15 protein-coding genes are annotated in these 15,873 nt (G+C 63.9%); 8 read left to right on the plus strand and 7 right to left on the minus strand.

Translation table 11 applies throughout. The annotated features are described in order from the left end of the window. Positions 1-122: 122 nt before the first annotated feature. From EA346_RS07320 to EA346_RS07335, 4 genes are all read right to left on the minus strand, one after another. Entirely contained in the window at positions 123-311 is a 189-nt protein-coding gene (locus EA346_RS07320; protein WP_296757127.1) for a DUF3185 family protein, read from the minus strand. A gap of 41 nt (positions 312-352) precedes the next feature. After that, on the minus strand, positions 353-1,408 hold the full coding sequence (locus EA346_RS07325) for an MBL fold metallo-hydrolase (RefSeq protein ID WP_296757129.1): 1,056 nt from the start codon (positions 1,406-1,408) through the stop codon (positions 353-355). A 362-nt stretch (positions 1,409-1,770) separates the two neighbouring features. Further along, entirely contained in the window at positions 1,771-2,070 is a 300-nt protein-coding gene (locus EA346_RS07330; protein ID WP_296757131.1) for a CcdB family protein, read from the minus strand. Next, a complete protein-coding gene (locus tag EA346_RS07335) occupies positions 2,070-2,318 on the minus strand; it encodes a type II toxin-antitoxin system CcdA family antitoxin (RefSeq protein ID WP_296757133.1) in 249 nt (82 codons plus the stop codon). The genes EA346_RS07330 and EA346_RS07335 overlap by 1 nt, the downstream gene beginning before the upstream one ends. A gap of 653 nt (positions 2,319-2,971) precedes the next feature. Here EA346_RS07335 and EA346_RS07340 point away from each other — a divergent pair. The 3 genes from EA346_RS07340 (at position 2,972) to proX (ending at position 6,567) form a co-directional block, all read left to right on the plus strand. Beyond that, positions 2,972-4,198, plus strand: coding sequence for a betaine/proline/choline family ABC transporter ATP-binding protein (locus EA346_RS07340; RefSeq protein WP_296757134.1), 1,227 nt, complete (start codon positions 2,972-2,974; stop codon positions 4,196-4,198). A gap of 112 nt (positions 4,199-4,310) precedes the next feature. Further along, on the plus strand, positions 4,311-5,210 hold the full coding sequence (locus EA346_RS07345) for a proline/glycine betaine ABC transporter permease (protein WP_296757135.1): 900 nt from the start codon (positions 4,311-4,313) through the stop codon (positions 5,208-5,210). 316 nt (positions 5,211-5,526) lie between these two features. After that, entirely contained in the window at positions 5,527-6,567 is a 1,041-nt protein-coding gene (gene proX, locus EA346_RS07350) for a glycine betaine/L-proline ABC transporter substrate-binding protein ProX (protein WP_296757136.1), read from the plus strand. Between the two features lie 325 nt (positions 6,568-6,892). On the opposite strand, the gene EA346_RS07355 is transcribed toward proX, so the two are convergent. Beyond that, entirely contained in the window at positions 6,893-7,228 is a 336-nt protein-coding gene (locus EA346_RS07355; RefSeq protein WP_296757138.1) for a DUF3634 family protein, read from the minus strand. A 452-nt stretch (positions 7,229-7,680) separates the two neighbouring features. On the opposite strand from EA346_RS07355, the gene EA346_RS07360 reads away from it, so the two are divergent. The 5 genes from EA346_RS07360 to EA346_RS07380 all read left to right on the plus strand — a co-directional run bounded on the left by EA346_RS07360 (position 7,681) and on the right by EA346_RS07380 (position 13,533). After that, the gene (locus tag EA346_RS07360) at positions 7,681-9,144 is read left to right on the plus strand and encodes an extracellular solute-binding protein (protein WP_296757140.1); all 1,464 of its coding nucleotides are present in this window, start codon (positions 7,681-7,683) and stop codon (positions 9,142-9,144) included. A gap of 37 nt (positions 9,145-9,181) precedes the next feature. Beyond that, entirely contained in the window at positions 9,182-10,081 is a 900-nt protein-coding gene (locus EA346_RS07365) for a sugar ABC transporter permease (protein WP_296757141.1), read from the plus strand. Continuing rightward, complete coding sequence (locus tag EA346_RS07370; RefSeq protein ID WP_296757143.1) at positions 10,078-10,914, plus strand: carbohydrate ABC transporter permease; 837 nt, start codon at positions 10,078-10,080, stop codon at positions 10,912-10,914. The genes EA346_RS07365 and EA346_RS07370 overlap by 4 nt, the downstream gene beginning before the upstream one ends. A gap of 36 nt (positions 10,915-10,950) precedes the next feature. After that, positions 10,951-12,075: a sn-glycerol-3-phosphate ABC transporter ATP-binding protein UgpC gene (gene ugpC / locus EA346_RS07375; RefSeq protein ID WP_296757145.1), complete on the plus strand. Its 1,125-nt coding sequence runs from the start codon at positions 10,951-10,953 to the stop codon at positions 12,073-12,075. 684 nt (positions 12,076-12,759) lie between these two features. After that, the gene (locus tag EA346_RS07380) at positions 12,760-13,533 is read left to right on the plus strand and encodes a transposase (protein ID WP_296757148.1); all 774 of its coding nucleotides are present in this window, start codon (positions 12,760-12,762) and stop codon (positions 13,531-13,533) included. A gap of 230 nt (positions 13,534-13,763) precedes the next feature. Here the strand turns inward: EA346_RS07380 and EA346_RS07385 are convergent, their stop codons facing one another. Then, positions 13,764-14,396 (minus strand): TatD family nuclease-associated radical SAM protein, encoded by a 633-nt coding sequence (locus EA346_RS07385; RefSeq protein ID WP_296757150.1) that lies wholly within the window; start codon positions 14,394-14,396, stop codon positions 13,764-13,766. 203 nt (positions 14,397-14,599) lie between these two features. Further along, entirely contained in the window at positions 14,600-15,592 is a 993-nt protein-coding gene (gene galE, locus EA346_RS07390; RefSeq protein ID WP_296757152.1) for a UDP-glucose 4-epimerase GalE, read from the minus strand. Between the last annotated feature and the right edge of the window lie 281 nt (positions 15,593-15,873).

A 15,873-nucleotide genomic window follows, 5' to 3' on the forward strand; every position in this document is an offset into this window, starting at 1 on the left:
AGAAATATCGGTGTATTTCTATCCCAATCAACACGTTACCTTGGTCCGACCCCGGCGGAGCCCGGTGGAGCGAAACGTTAGCCTGGCCCGATCCCGACGGAGGCTGCGCCAGAGCCGCCGTGCTACAGCAGCAGGATCAGGCCGAACAGCACGGCAACACCCCCGCCGATGAGCAGCGCCAGCGTTTTTTGGGTGTAGCGGCCAAGGAAAAGGCTCGCGGTGCGCTCCTTGGCGCTGCGGCTTTCCTGGTAACCGAGAAACAGGGCAACGACGCCGACCACCAACAAAACAACGCCGATCAGGTTCGTCATGGGAATCTCCAGAAGCTGTGGGTGGCGATGATGCGGACGGATCAAGTCCCTCGATAGCTTACCGGAGGCGAAGCCACTGTTGTACCGACGGGATCTGCGAATGCGTCCTGCACCTGGGCCTCCAGCCGGTCCTCTTCGCCTGTGTGCCGCGGCGAGAAGTGGAACGGGATCACGCGCTTCACGGCCGCCGCTCGGGCCAGACGGCCCGCCTGGCCCGCGGTCAGATGGGCCGTGGCGGCAGCACGAGCGGAAGCCTCATTCAGGAACGGCGCCTCGACGTAAAACAGGTCCGCGCCGTGCGCCAGGCGGGTGATCGCCCGCTGGTTGCGCTCGTGAAAGGCAACATCCACCACGTAGGCGATCGTCCGCCCCGGCACCTCCCGCAGGATCTCGCGACGCAGCATCCCGAGCGGACGCACCTCGCGGTGTTCGCCATCGCGATCGCTCCAAACAATGTTCATCGGCGTGTCGTCGGGCGCATCGCGCCGTGCCAGGCGCTTGAGTTCGTTGAGCCAGGGACCGGTGGGCAGACCGAGTTCGTCCAGCCGGCTCTTCCAGACGTTGAGGTGTGCCTTCTCCTCCAGCGCGAAGCCGAGGCAGGGGATGGAGTGATCGAGGTGCACGGCACGCACCCGAAAATCCTCCTCGTCCAGCAATACGCCCTCGCGGGCCGCCGCCGGCTCGAGCTCCGTGCGCTCGAAGCGGTTGCGTGAGCGAAATGCCGCCCTCCGCACCGTGCCGTTGGATTCCAGCTCCGCAGCCTCGATGACCAGCTCGACCGGGTAATTCGCCACCAGATTCCAGGTGTAGCCGAGCACCCGGTGGGTCACGCGGTCCAGGAACCCCGGTGGGCCGTACAAGCGTAAGCGCTTGGCTCTTCCCAGCATCAGGCGCAAAACGCGGTCGAAACCGATGAAGTGATCCATGTGCGCGTGGGAAACGAAGATGTCGGTCAACCGCAGCACGTGGCGGGGCGCCAGCGTCGTGATGTCGCCGAGGTCGAACAGCAGCGCCCGGCGGCGGAACTCGAAATCGATGTAAAGCGCCGGGTCCCCGCTCGTGCCGTTGACCAGCCGCGTCTGGAACAGGGGTCTCATCGGTTCCTCCGTCCACCTTTTCTCCGGGGTCGGACCAAGACAACCCATTGAAACAAATGAACAATAGACGAAAACACCAGGGTGATTTCAGCCTTAAAAGCCCGATTTCCGCCCCAAAAATGGCTCATTAAGGGCTGAAACACTATCAGACCAGTCCGCGAACCCGCTTGCTATCTGCCGCTGAACACCGAACGCTTAGACGCCCAATTTTCAGCAGAAAAAGGGGCCGATAACGCGTTTTTAGGGCAAGAATTTCGGTCTATCTTCTTTGCGATCAAGATGTTGCCTTGGTCCGACCCCGTCGACCCGTCTCTTGCCGCGGCTGCGGGCCGTCCGATGTGGAGCCCCTCTGCCCCTTTCAATCAGAAACCTTGTATCAGGAAATCCAGCGCCGCGGTGATCTCGTCGCGATGCGGCCGCAGGCTGGTGACCGGATCCCGAAGGATCGCGGTTGGCACGGCTGCCATGAACTGGGTGATCATCACCACCGTCTCACCGGCAACATTGAAACAGGGGTTGAGGGTTTTTGCAGGCATCGGTGCAATGGACTGCGGCAACAACGGAACGACCAGCCGCGTATTCAAGTGGCTGAGCAAGTCGGCCTGCACGTCCACGAGTAAACCCGCGCCGTCCGGGTTCGCGTACACGTCCAGGCGCGCCATCAAAAACGGCGATACTGCGCGAGAGGCAAACCGCGAGCCTCGACGAACGCGTTCGAACTCTCGAGGGCCGCCCGGTTTTCTTCCAGCCACACCACGGCCCGCTGCTCCGCGATCGCGCGCGCAAGCCCCTGCTCCGCAGCTCGCGAAATATTGATGCCGAGTTGCCTGGCCTCAGCCAGCAGATGCGGGCTGATCGAAACGTTCGTGGCGCGACGGGTGCGAGATGCAGCGCTTCCGGGGTCGACCATCTCAAGGCTCCATTCCATCGATGTCATGCGCATGATATTGCATATTGAGCATGCGCACATCCATGCCCACACTCGGTAAGGCCGGGGCATCGTCGATAGGCTTGCGTCGCGGGTCATCACGCGACCAAGGCAACCCTTCAGCAGCCCCCCCCGGGGTCCAAGCCCCCGGGGTCGGACCAAGGCAACCCATTGAAACAAAACAACAATACACGAAAAACCAGGGTGATTTCAGCCTTAGAAGCCCAATTTTCGCCCCAAAAATGGCTCATTAAGGGCTGAAACACCATCAGACCAGCCCACGAACCCGCTGCGCCCTCTGCCGCCAAGCACTGAACGCTTAGACGCCCAATTTTCACCCGGAAAAGGGGCCAATAACGCCGTTTTAGGGCAAGAATTTCGGTCTATTTTGTTTTCTATCAAGACGTTGCCTTGGTCCGACCCCGACGATCCCCTGGGTTAGCGGCAGTCGGGAGTGCGGGTCGCGCAGACGCGGGGTCGGTTTTACCCCCGAACCGTCTCAAACCCGCGCGGTCGGCGCGGTAACCAGGCTATCCCACCGGGCAAGATCGTTCCCGTGTGATAGGGTAAAAAAAGGCCGGGCCAGACAGGGGCGGATGGCGGGCTTTCGAGGAACAACCGAGGACTTTGTCGAAGTGATTCGAGCAGAGAATGTCAGCAAGATCTTCGGCTCAGACCCGGAGTCTGCGCTGCCGCTGCTGAAGCAGGGCAAGAGCAAGGACGAGATCCGAGAGGAAACCGGCCAGACGGTCGGTGTCAACAATGCGAGCTTCGACATCGAACCCGGCGAAGTCTTCGCGATCATGGGATTGTCCGGGTGCGGCAAGTCGACGTTGATACGATGCGTCAATCGCATCATCGACCCCACGGCCGGGAGCATCTTCTTCAAGGATCCCGAGCACGGCGAGCAGGACATCACTACGCTGAACGCGGAGCAGCTGCGGATCCTGCGCAAGCGGCACATGAGCATGGTGTTCCAGCATTTCGCCTTGTTCCCCCACCGCACGGTACTGTCCAACGCCAGCTACGGGCTGGAGATTCAGGGGAGATCCAACGACGAGCGCGCGCTTCGAGGCCAAAAGGTGCTCGACATGGTCGGGCTCGGCCAATGGGGACACGCCTATCCTTCGGAGCTCTCGGGCGGCATGCAGCAACGGGTCGGGCTCGCACGGGCGCTGGCGACGGAAGCCGAAGTGTTGCTGATGGACGAGCCCTTCTCGGCGCTGGATCCGTTGATCAAGGTCGACATGCAGCAGGAACTGAAGAAGATTCAGCGGGAACTGCAGCGCACCGTCCTGTTCATCACGCACGATCTGGACGAGGCCATGCGCATCGGCGACCACATCGCGATCATGGAAGAGGGCAAGATCGTGCAGATCGGAAGCCCGGAACAGATCCTCGTCAACCCGCGCACCGAGTACGTGGCCAAGTTCGTGGAACACGCCGACCCGACCGGGGTGATCACGGCTGGAACCATCGCCCTCCCCTTCGAAAGCGACGCCTTCGAGTCATCGGGTGAACGGGATGGCATCCGCTATTCGCACCACCGGGATCATCCGCAGATCCGTTACGGTCGCGACCGCGATGGACGCCTGCGCGGCGTCACGGTCGACGATCGGGAAGTTCCCATGCAGCAACTGGAACAGGTTCTGGACGCCGCCGAGGGCGCCGAGGTCTCGAGGCTGCGGGACGAGGTGGCCATCACCTGTTCCGAAGGGACGGTTATACGCCGGGTCCTGCGCGGCCGGCTGCATTCGACCCTGCCGGTGATCGTCACCACCGCCGACGGCCGCGCGCAGGGACTGATCGACGACCCCGAACTGATCAACGGCATCCTGGAAAAGCGGGGCCACACCGCATAGCGGCCCAAGCAACGGGCTGTCCCTTGCGGCAGCGCGCCGGTCCGGAGCGCGGGTTTGGCACATCGCCTGTTGAAAACACGGCATCCACGATCAAGAACAAGGTAGCGAAAGCATGGGCGAATCACTGGAGTTCCTCCGAACCCTGATGAACGATCCTTTCGGTTTTCTGGACATTCCCGTACGCCAGATCATTACCGACATCGTCAACTGGATCGTCGCCAACTTCCGAGACTTTTCACGCACCTATATCAGCCCGCCGGTCCGCGGCGTGATGAACAGCGTCCAGTGGGCGCTGAGTTCGATTCCGCCCGGCATCTTCCTGATTGGCATCTTTCTGCTCGGTTGGTGGGCCGCCTCCTGGCGTATCGCGATCTTTTCCATTGTCTCCTTCGCACTGATCGGTTTCATGGGCGTGTGGGATCAAATGATCATCACGCTTTCGCTGGTCGTGACCGCCGTCTTTTTCTGCATTCTGTTCGGTCTTCCCCTGGGCATCCTCAGTTCCCGCAGCGACCGGTTCTACGCCATTCTCAGGCCGATCCTGGACATCATGCAGACCACACCGCCGTTCGTTTACCTGGTGCCGGCCGTCATGCTGTTCAGCATCGGGAACGTGCCCGGCCTGATTGCGACGATCGTCTTCGCCATGCCACCGGTGATCCGCCTGACCAACCTCGGGATTCGGCAGGTGAACAGCGAGTTCATCGAGGCGGCCGTGGCCTTCGGTTCGAGCCGACGCCAGATCCTGTGGAAGGTGCAGTTCCCGCTGGCACTGCCTACCATCATGGCGGGGCTCAACCAGACCATCATGCTGTCGCTGTCGATGGTCGTGATCGCAGCCATCATCGGCGCCGGCGGACTGGGGCTGGAGGTTTATGCGGGCCTGGAGCGCCTGAACATCGGTCAGGCGTTCGTGGGCGGCATCGGCATCGTTCTGCTGGCCATGGTCCTCGACCGCCTGACCCAGGGCCTGGGTGAAAAGGCCCCGGGCGTGCGGCACAAGGCGGACTGATGGACGAGTCGGGACGTCCGGTGCCCACGGAGCAGGATCCGGCGCGCAAGCGTAAGGCGGACACTTGCAGGATCGTGGGCCTCCCGGCACCTGGCCCCACGCAGCGCCTACGGTTCAGGCGAAGCGATCGAGTATGAGACTTTTCGTATGGCCCACTACGCGTGGCCATCTTTTCAGAAACCAACGTGCAAACGAGGAGGTGATCGACACCGCTGAATACACCAGGAGAGATCGCACCGAACGGTTGGTGCGTAGAACACCTCCCGCGACCGTACAGCGGAAATCGCATGATCAAACCACACGAGAGGATAGAAACATGACAGGAATCGCAAACCATCCCGGCAAGAAGCTGAAGACACTCGCCCTGACGTCCGCCATCGCGCTCGGGCTGGCCGCGGCCTCGGGCTCCCTCCATGCCGAGGAGCAACCGGGCGCCGGAGTCACCGTGCAACCCGCCGTCGCAAGCTGGACCTCTGCCGTACCGGTCAGCTGGGTCTTCGTGGAGCTGCTCGAAGAGCTCGGGTACAACGTGCAGAACCCCATTTCGCTATCCAACCCGGTGGCCTATCTGGCCATTTCCGAGGGTGACGCCCACTACTGGCCCAACGGCTGGTTCCCGCTGCACGAACCGCAGCTGCCGGACAATTTCCATGACGCCGGCACCATCTTTGATCCGCTCTGCCCGGCTTGCGGCATCCAGGGTTACCTGGTCGACGCCGCGTCGGTGGAACGCTACGGGATCACCAACATCACGGACTTCCAGCAAGACGAAGTACGCGCCGCCTTCGACGCGACGGGTGATGGCAAGGCAGACCTGTTCGGTTGCCCGCCCGGCTGGGGCTGCCATGAAGGGATCAATGCCATGTTCGAAAAATTCGAACTGGATGAGTACATGAACCATGTCGACGCAGGGTATGCCGCCAATTTCGCCGAGGCCCTCTCGCGTATCCAGGCCGGCGATTCCGCCCTGTACTACACCTGGGGCCCGAGCGCCTGGTTGCTTGCGCTGACTCCCGGTGAGGACGTCATGTGGATCAACGCCCCGGGCATCGTCGAAGACGAGGCCGAGCGTGCCGAAGGCGTTCCCGGTGCCGTGACCGACCCGATCGAAATGGGCTTCGTGGCCGCGGACATCCAGGTCGTCGCCAACAACGACTTCCTGGCGGACAACCCGGCAGCGGCCGAACTCTTCCGCCAGGTGTCACTGCCCATCGAGTGGATCAGCGAAGTCGACGCAGCCATGGGTGAGCAGGATCTGTCCGATCCGATGGTGCGCCCACTGGTCCAGGAATGGATCGCAGCGAATCGCGACACCGTGGACGGCTGGCTCGAAGCCGCCAGGGCCGCCGCACAATAAGCCCCACCCGACCCCCGGCCAAACCCGTAACCGGGGGTCGGACCAAGGCAACCCATTGAAAAAAATGGAAATTGGTGTGAAAAAACAGGGTGATTTGGGCCTTAGAGGCCCGATTTTCGCCCCAAAAATGGCTCATTAAGGGCTGGAACGCTATCAGACCAGCCCTCTATTCCTCTTCGCCTGCTTCCACCGAGCACCGGACGCTTAGGCGCCCAATTTTCGGCAAGAAAAGGTGCCAATAACGCCGTTTTAAGGCGAAAATTTCGGTTGATTTTCCCTACAATCAAAACCTTACCTTGGTCCGACCCCGGAAGGTGGGCAGACGTCACCCGGCGGCGCGATTACCGCCGGGGCCGCCGGATGTGGGCGGAATCCATACATTGCGGAAGGGCTGATGGGCGCGCTGGGGAATGTCGGACGAGAACTTGAGTTCGATACCGCTCCCGGTGCGAATCCCTGTGATCTGCCCCCGCTGCACACGATGAAGCCGAGCCACCTCACTGCAGGCCCGGACGAAGCCGGATGGAGGGTCGCCGCGCCGCGTTCTGGCCACGCCATCCCGAAGTTCCACCACGAAACGCACCCGGGTCTGCCGGACGAAGATCACGAGCAGCAGCACCACGGCAGCGGAAATGCCAAGGACGGTGAAAAGCGCCGTCATCTGAGGGTCACCTCGGTTCTTGTTCCAGCCCGTCTACTTACGCGTCCCGGTCGAGCGACACAAGCCCCGCCTGAGATCGCTCCTGCCCCAGCACCCAACCGCAGGGGCGGCTTCCAGCCGCGATCCGCCCACAAGCTGATCGCGACCAGAGGTCGCTTGTATGTTTCCCTTGGCAGGCCTAGAAGGGCTTGTCGGGATGGAGGGACTAGGTTCGCCCCTACCCAGCACCCAGGCGCAGGAGCGGCTTCCAGCCTCGATCAGTCCAGACTCCGATCGCTGCCTGCCCGGGGAAGCGCTGGACAATGAGAACGGACGAGAACGGATTGCGCATCGAGCCGGGATCCATTAGAAACGAACCCTGGTAACGCACGAAACGGGGTCCCGAGATACGAATTCGACGCAGTTCGAGCATCGCTACCTGCATCCCTACCGGCAAGCGCCCCGGCTGGCGTGTGCTGCTGGCTTTCTCGGTCGCCACCACCTTGACGCTTGCGGGCTGCGGCCCCGAGGTCGAGCGGGGCAACGCCGCCCCGGTTGCCGACGAGCTCCGGCTGGAGATCTGGGCCCACGCCGGCCGCGAGGAGGAACGGCGAACGCTGGAGGCGCAGATCGACCGCTTCCGGGCCGAACGATCCGAAGTCCGCATCGACCTGACCTGGATCCCCGAGGGCTCCTACAACGGGCAGGTGCAGGCCGCAGCGCTCGCCGGGCGTCTGCCCGACCTGCTCGAATTCGACGGCCCCTATCTCTACAGCTACGCCTGGCAGGGGCACCTGCGCCCGCTGGACGACCTGCTTCCCGAGGCGATACACGAGGACCTGCTGCCCTCGATCCTCGCGCAGGGCCGCTATCGCGATCACCTGTACGGGCTGGGCACCTTCGACTCCGGCCTGGGCCTGTGGGCGAACCGCGCCCGCCTGGAGGCAGCGAATGCCCGCATCCCGCGGGGTCCCGATGACGCCTGGGACGCTGCGGAATTCAGCGATCTGCTCGAGCGGCTGGCGCAGGACGATCCCGACGGGCAGGTCCTGGACCTGAAGCTCAACTACACCGGCGAGTGGTTCAGCTACGCCTTCTCGCCGCTGCTGCAGTCGGCCGGCGGCGACCTGGTGGACTGGGAGCCCGAGGGCGTGGCCAGCGGCACCCTGGATGGTCCGGAATCCGTGGCGGCAATGACGGCGGTGCAGTCCTGGATCCGGCAGGGCCGGGTCGATCCGAACCTCGACGACGCGGCCTTCGCCCGCGGCCGGGTACCGCTGGCCTGGGGCGGGCACTGGAACTACCCCGGCTACCGCGCAGCGCTCGGCGAAGACCTGCTGTTGCTGCCGCTGCCGCGCATGGGCGAGACGATGGTCACCGGCCAGGGGTCCTGGCAGTGGGGCATCACCCGCAGGGCCCGGGATCCGGAACTGGCGATGGACTTTCTCGCCTTTCTGCTGCGCCCCGAAGAGGTGCTGGCGATGAGCGAAGCCAACGGCGGCGTGCCCGCGACCCGCACCGCGGTGCGTCGATCCGAAGCCTACGGCCCCGAAGGCCCGCTGCACCTGTTCGCGCACCAACTCGAGGAGAGCTACGCGCGCCCGCGCCCCCGGACGCCGGCGTATCCGGTGATCAGCGCCGCCTTCGACCGTGCGTTCCAGGACATCCGACACGGCACCGATCCCGCCGAGGCACTGAGCCAGGCCGCACGCCGCATCGATCGGGAATTGCGCGAGAACCACCACTACCCCGAGATCGCGTGCGAACTCGGGGACACGCACAAAGCGAAACGCGATCAGCACCGAAGCTGCGCCGGTGGTCAGGTTGGCGTCGTTTCAAGGGACGCCCCTGTGGGAGGCCAGCCTCTGGGCAAAGGGTTTTCGACGTTCGATCGCCGAGAGGGCTCGCCTCCCACAAGCGACGGCCATGCGGGATGAGGGCGTTGTGCACGAGCGGATTCGCAGCGGTGCGCCCGTGAACCGGCCTAACCGTTCCCCCGAGGCCTCTGCCGCCTGGCTGCTGATGACGCCGGCACTCGCCGGGCTGCTGCTGTTCATGCTGCTACCCTTCGGGCTGGCGGTGGTCCTGTCGTTCACCAACCTGCGCATGGGCTCGCCGCTGCCGCTGGAGTTCGTAGGGCTGGCGAACTACACGCTGGCCTTCACCGACACCGGGCTCACACGCGCGCTGCTGAACAACCTGCTGTTCGCCCTGGTCGTGGTGCCCGTGCAGACGGCGCTGGGGCTGGCCCTGGCCCTGCTGCTGAACCGGCAGCTGGCTGGGCGCGCGGTGTTCCGGACGCTGTTCTTCCTGCCGGTGGTGTTTCCGCTGTCGCTGGTCGCGGTGGTGTGGGTGCTGATCTTCGCACCCGGACCCGACGGGCTCCTGAACGCCGCACTGGGGCTGCTGACCTTCGGCGGCTGGGAACCCAGGGACTTCCTGAACGATCCGTTCTGGGCGCTGCCGGCGGTGATGCTGACCTCCATCTGGCAGGGCGTCGGCTTCCAGATGGTCGTGCTGCTGGCAGGCCTGCAGGCGATTCCGCGCCAGCTCTACGAGGCCGCGGCGGTGGACGGCGCCAGCCGCTGGCGGCAGTTCCTGCACGTGACCCTGCCGGGCCTGCGCAACCCGTTGATCTTCGTAGTGATCGTGACCACCATCCTCTCGTTCCGCGTATTCGACCAGGTGCGGATCATGACCCGCGGTGGGCCGCAGGACGCCTCGAACACCGTGATCCACGAGATGGTGCGCACCGCCTTCGACCAGGGGCACGTCGCCATGGGCGCGGCGATGAGCGTGGTCTTCTTCCTGGTGATCCTGGGCATCGCACTGGTCCAGCGCCGGCTGCTGCGCCAGCGGGGAGAGGTCTCGTGAACCGGTGGCCACGAACGCGCGCCGCCCTCGCCTACGCGCTGCTGCTGGCCTTCACGCTGCTGTTCGTGGCGCCGGTGCTGTTCATGCTGGTGGGCAGCCTGAAGCCGGATGACCTGGTGCTCGCCGAGGCCGGCACCCTGCGCGCCTTCTTCCCGGACACGATCAGCCTGGACAACTACCGCGCCGTGTTCGAGCGCGTGCCGTTCGGCCTGTACCTGGCCAGTTCGCTGATCATCAACGGACTCATCGTCGGCCTGGGGCTGTTGGTGAACGCCTTCGCCGGCTACGCGCTGGCGCGGCTGCGCTGGTGGGGCCGCGAGGCAATGCTGGCACTCGTCCTGGCGGTGCTGGTGATCCCCTTCGAGGCCATCGCCATTCCGCTGTTCTACCAGCTTTCCTGGATCGGCTGGCGCGACGACTGGCTGGTGCAGGCGATTCCCTTCGTCGCCAACCCGCTGGCGATCTTCCTGTTCTACAGCTTTTTCCTCGGGCTGCCGCGCGAGCTGGAAGAAGCGGCGCGGGTGGACGGCGCGGGGGTCCTGCGCACCTTCTTCGTGATCGTCGTACCGAATGCGAAACCGGCCTTCGCCAGCGTGGCGATCGTGCTGTTCCTGTTCCACTGGGGCATGTACCTGTGGCCGCTGCTGATGACCACCTCCGAGGCCGTGCGGCCTTTGCCGCTCGGGATCGCGAACTTCCACACCCTGCCGCCGCTGCAGTGGGGCGATATCATGGCCTTCGGCGTGCTGATGGTCTTGCCGGTGCTGATCCTGTTCGTCGTGTTCCAGCGCTGGTTCGTGCGCGGCGTTGCGTCCACGGGCGTCAAGGGCTGAACCGGTCGCGCGACCGAGAGCGAAACGGAGCGGTTCATGGCAGAAGTCGAATTCGAGCAGGTGCACAAGGCCTTCGGCGGGCACACGGTCATCCCGGCTCTGGATTTGCAGGTGCGCGACGGCGAGCTTCTGGTGCTGCTCGGACCGTCGGGCTGCGGCAAGTCGACGCTGCTGCGACTGCTCGCGGGCCTGGAGGCGGCGACCGGCGGCGAGATCCGCATCGGCGGCCGTGCAGTCAACAGGCTGGGGCCGCGCGAGCGCAACATCGCAATGGTCTTCCAGAACTATGCCCTCTACCCGCACAAGACGGTACGCGGCAACCTGGAGTTTCCGCTGCGCATGCGCGGGATGCGCCGGGGCGAGCGCGACCGACGGGTGGCGGAAGCGGCGCGGGCGCTGGGCCTCGACGCGGTGCTCGACAAGCGCCCGGCGGAACTCTCGGGCGGGCAGCGGCAGCGGGTCGCAATGGGGCGCGCCATCGTGCGCGAGCCGGACGTCTTCCTGATGGACGAACCCCTGTCCAACCTCGATGCCCGCCTGCGGGTGCAGATCCGGGCCGAGATCGGCGCCCTGCAGCGGCGCATCGGGGTCACGACCCTGTACGTGACCCACGACCAGGTCGAGGCGATGACGCTCGGCGACCGTGTCGCGGTGATGCGCGACGGGGTGATCCAGCAGATCGGGCCACCTGCCGCTCTCTACGAACATCCTGCAAACCTCTTCGTTGCCGGCTTTCTCGGCAGCCCGGCGATGAATCTGTTCGAACCGGCGTTCGAGCAACGCGACGGCGCGCGCTGGATGCAGCTGGGCGGCGACTGGATCCGTCTCCCCGAAGGCGTTCCCCAGCAAATCCGGTATGCGGGGCTGCGGCCCGAGGCCTTCGCGGCCGGCGAGGCGGAGGGTGAGGGCAGCATCACGCTGCGCGGCGAGGTAAAGGCGGTGGAATCACTCGGCCATGAACGCATCGTGTACCTGGGCACCGAAGACAGGATGGTCGAACCCGTACCCGACGGCATCGGCACCAGCGAAGGGCTTCTGGCCGCGCGCCTGACCGACGGTCCCATGCCGTCCCTGGGAGAGACAATGACCCTGTGCGCGAATGCCGGAAACATCCACTGGTTCGCGGAAGACGGAACGGCGATCGAAGCGGTTGATCAGTAGGTGATGGGGGGTCGGTCACATCAGAGCGGGTAGCACGGTGTCCCGGACCTGCCGAAGCACACCCGGACATCATGTCCTGGCATTGCTTCCTTCGACAGGCCGGGATCAATACAAAACAACTACTGGGCCAGTCCTTTTACAATAACGCTCGGCCCAGAATTGAAGTACCGCCGTTTAGCGGTCGACATCATCATCATCAGACAGTGCAACAATCTCGATGGGGATCCGATCCTTCTTGGCCCACTTGATCGAAAGCCAAACCTGATCTTGCTCCGCGCCACGAATATGAAGACGTGCAACATCCCCAATGCGCAGACTCTCCCCAACAACACAGTTAAAAGTGCACATGACTGCATCTCCTTTGCTATGGTAGCTGAACTTCCTAATGGCTATTGTTGAACTGCTTTCGCACAACGAAAGCGTGATGAAGAATGCCAACCACACTTTTTACAGTCAATCTCATTTACCCCTTGACCGCTTCGAGTACACCAGCACGCGAGCGCAAACCCCAAAATACACTAAGCCATTGAAAAATCACCAATAACTCAAGACTTCCCCAGAAATCCCCGGGGTCGGACCAAGCCAACTTCTTGAAAAAACGCAAGAAACAGACGAAAATTTAGAACGATTTTGGCCTTATCGGCCCATTTTCCGCCAAAAAAACACCGCTCCAAGGAGGGAGCCATGCCGCGCGCGAACCGTCATTTCCTGTCCAGCCACGTCTGGCACATCACCCACCGCTGCCACGAACGCGAGTTCCTGCTCCGCTTCGCCCGCGACCGGCGCTTCTGGCTCCGCCGGCTTTACGAGGCCCGCAAACGCCATGGTCTCTGCGTGCTGAACTACATCGCCACCTGCAACCACGTGCATCTGCTGGTCCGCGACCGGGGACAGGGCGAGATCGCCCGGTCCATGCAACTGATCGCCGGCCGCACCGGGCAGGCATACAACCGTCGCAAGACACGAAAGGGCGCGTTCTGGGAAGACCGCTATCACGCGACGGCGGTGGAGACCGGCGAACACCTGGCCCGCTGCCTGGTGTACATCGACCTCAACATGGTGCGTGCCGGTGCCGTCGCCCACCCGGGCGATTGGGAACTCAGCGGTTATCGCGAGATCCAGTCTCCTCCCAGCCGCTACCAGGTGATTGATCTGGAGGCCCTGGTTGACGCGCTCGGGCTGAACGACATCGACCAACTGCGCGACTGCCATCGACGCTGGGTCGAGGATGGCCTCGCGTCCGGCTCCGTGGTGCGGAACGATCGATGGACGCGCAGTCTGGCCGTGGGCAGCGAGGCGTTCGTGCAACGTATACAGCAGGAGATGGGAGCCGACGCTCGGTTCCGCACGATCGAACATGATGGAGCTGGCTCGTATCTCAAAGAGCCAGCAGCGGCTTACTGGGCCGATTTTGGGGCGGAAATGGGGCCTCTAAGGCCCCCAGGGGGACACAAATGAGTGAATTTTTGCTTTAAAAACAGCTAGGTGGCTTGGTCCGACCCCGGGGGTCCCGCCGGGCCGACCCCGGGGGTCCCGCCGGGAACCTGCGGCTGCTTATCGGGCCGTTTTCGGGCCTGAAAAGGGGCCTCCAGGGGGTTCGGAAGCGTGGAAAATGGGGGGTCATTCCCACGAAATCAGGGAGTTGGCTTGGTCCGACCCCCAAGGACCACCCCCAAGGACCCCCAAGGTTAACCGACAGCGTCGAGGACGCGACCGCGGAAGCGTACACCGAGGCGCTCGGCGAGACGCTCGCAGGCGGGGATGTCCACGCCTTCGAGGCCGTCGATCGCGGTCACGGTGACGTCGATGCCGCGGGTTCGGGCGGCGCGCACGAAGTCGAGCATCGCCGTGTAGGCTCCCGGGCGCTTGGGCCGTGTATGGCGATTGTAAGTGGCCTCGTCCTGCGCGGTGAGCGAAACCGAGATGCTGTGCAGCACCTGCGCCAGATCAGCGGTCACGTCCCGCTTGTGCACGAGATTCGCAAGACCATCGGTATTCAGGCGGATGTGCCGCGCACCGCGCTCACGCAGAGTGCTCGCCACCGCCAGCAGCGTGTCCAGCCGCAGCGTCGGCTCACCCAGGCCGCAGAAGACGATCTCGCGAAAACGCGTCGGGTCGCCAACCGCTGCCAACACCTCCTCGGCCGTCGGCTCGAAAGTCAGCAGCAGATCGTAGCCCTGCACGGTCCAGATGCCCTGGTACTTCGGGCAGAAGCCGCAGCGCAGCGTGCAGTGGTAGGTGATATTCAGATAGAGATTGCCGTGCAGCTCGTAGGCAAGCGTCGCCTCTTCCCGCTGCTCACGCTGCTTCCGCTGTGCCATCCCGCCCACCCCTGATCCTCGATGGTTTTCCAGTCTATGCGGCACGGCGGCAGCCCGCTTGATCCAGGTCACGGCCGTGCCGGATCCAGCCTCCACGAAGCCTGCCCCCAGGGTACGCAAGCCTTGGAGGCCCCATTTTCGCCCCGAAAATAGCCCATTAAGGCCGTTTCAGGGCTCAAAATCGCCCTAGTTTTTTCGTTAAATCAATCGTTTGGCTTGGTCCGACCCCGGGGGTTTTGTTCCCAGGCTAGGGCGTGTTGGACGATGAGGTCGAGGTTGTCGTATTCGGGGTGCCAGCCGAGGACGCGGCGGATGCGGTCGGCATTGGCGGTGAGGGCGGGGGGATCGCCGGGGCGGCGGTCGCCGTAGTGCACGGTGAAATCGACGCCGCTGATGCGTTTGACGGACTCGAGGACCTCCAGGACGCTGTAGCCGCGGCCGTAGCCGCAGTTCAGCACCTGCGACTCCCCGCCGGCCTGCAGATGATCCAGAGCGCGCACGTGCGCGGTGGCCAGATCCTCGACGTGGATGTAGTCGCGCACGCAGGTTCCGTCGGCCGTGTCGTAGTCGGTGCCGAACACGGTGATGGCGTCGCGCTGGCCGGTCGCCGCCTGGCAGGCGACCTTGATCAGATGCGTTGCATCCGGAAACGACTGCCCCAGCCGCCCCTGCGGATCGGCCCCGGCCACGTTGAAGTAGCGCAGGCTCACGTAGCGCAGGTCCGACGCCGCGCCCAGGTCCATCAGCATGCGCTCGGACATCATCTTCGATGCGCCGTAGGGATTGATGGGTTGCAGCGGCGCATCCTCCGCCACCGAGGCCGTATCCGGAATGCCGTACACCGCGGCCGTGGACGAGAACACGAAGAACCGAGTCCCCGCTTCCGCGCAGACCTGCAGGAGGTTCAACGTGTTGCGAGTGTTGTTACTGTAATACTTGATCGGATCCGCGACCGACTCGGGAACGACGATGTGCGCCGCAAAGTGCAGCACCCCGTCGAAGGCGCCCGCCTGGAACACGGAGCGCAGGCGCTCCTGATCGGCGAGATCGGCCTCGATCAATTCGGCGTCGCCCACTGCCCAGCGGTGCCCGGTGCTGAGGTTGTCGTAAACGACGACGTCATGCCCCGCTTCACGCAGGTGCCGCACCACATGGCTGCCGATATACCCTGCACCGCCAGTCACCAATACCTTCATAGATCACCCTCTTGGTCCATAAGACGACGCATCGCCTTGCCCGAATTATCGTGAACCGGGAAACGACACCGCCCTGCCGATCGCAATACTCCCAGCGCTGGAGATGGTAACCCGGATGCCGCGAGTATCGTCCCCGCGTGCGTCCCTGTATCGGCCGCACGGAGTTTTTCTGTAGGTCGGGTTAGCGAAGCGTAACCCGACGTGCCGGGGTGCCGGGGTGCCGGGCGGGGTGCCGGATTGCCGGGTACGACGCTGCTTTGCGGCCATGGGCGGGTGCGAGA

This window comes from Thioalkalivibrio sp. (genome assembly GCF_007692535.1).
GTDB lineage: Bacteria > Pseudomonadota > Gammaproteobacteria > Ectothiorhodospirales > Ectothiorhodospiraceae > Thioalkalivibrio.

Coding starts and splice junctions, on each gene's coding strand:
- EA346_RS07355 (WP_296757138.1), bottom strand. CDS start 7,228: ATGACGGCGCTTTTCACCGTCCTTGGCATTTCCGCTGCCGTGGTGCTG.
- EA346_RS07380 (WP_296757148.1), top strand. CDS start 12,760: ATGCCGCGCGCGAACCGTCATTTCCTGTCCAGCCACGTCTGGCACATC.
- EA346_RS07385 (WP_296757150.1), bottom strand. CDS start 14,396: ATGGCACAGCGGAAGCAGCGTGAGCAGCGGGAAGAGGCGACGCTTGCC.
- EA346_RS07345 (WP_296757135.1), top strand. CDS start 4,311: ATGGGCGAATCACTGGAGTTCCTCCGAACCCTGATGAACGATCCTTTC.
- EA346_RS07325 (WP_296757129.1), bottom strand. CDS start 1,408: ATGAGACCCCTGTTCCAGACGCGGCTGGTCAACGGCACGAGCGGGGAC.
- proX (WP_296757136.1), top strand. CDS start 5,527: ATGACAGGAATCGCAAACCATCCCGGCAAGAAGCTGAAGACACTCGCC.
- ugpC (WP_296757145.1), top strand. CDS start 10,951: ATGGCAGAAGTCGAATTCGAGCAGGTGCACAAGGCCTTCGGCGGGCAC.
- galE (WP_296757152.1), bottom strand. CDS start 15,592: ATGAAGGTATTGGTGACTGGCGGTGCAGGGTATATCGGCAGCCATGTG.
- EA346_RS07335 (WP_296757133.1), bottom strand. CDS start 2,318: ATGGTCGACCCCGGAAGCGCTGCATCTCGCACCCGTCGCGCCACGAAC.
- EA346_RS07330 (WP_296757131.1), bottom strand. CDS start 2,070: ATGGCGCGCCTGGACGTGTACGCGAACCCGGACGGCGCGGGTTTACTC.
- EA346_RS07320 (WP_296757127.1), bottom strand. CDS start 311: ATGACGAACCTGATCGGCGTTGTTTTGTTGGTGGTCGGCGTCGTTGCC.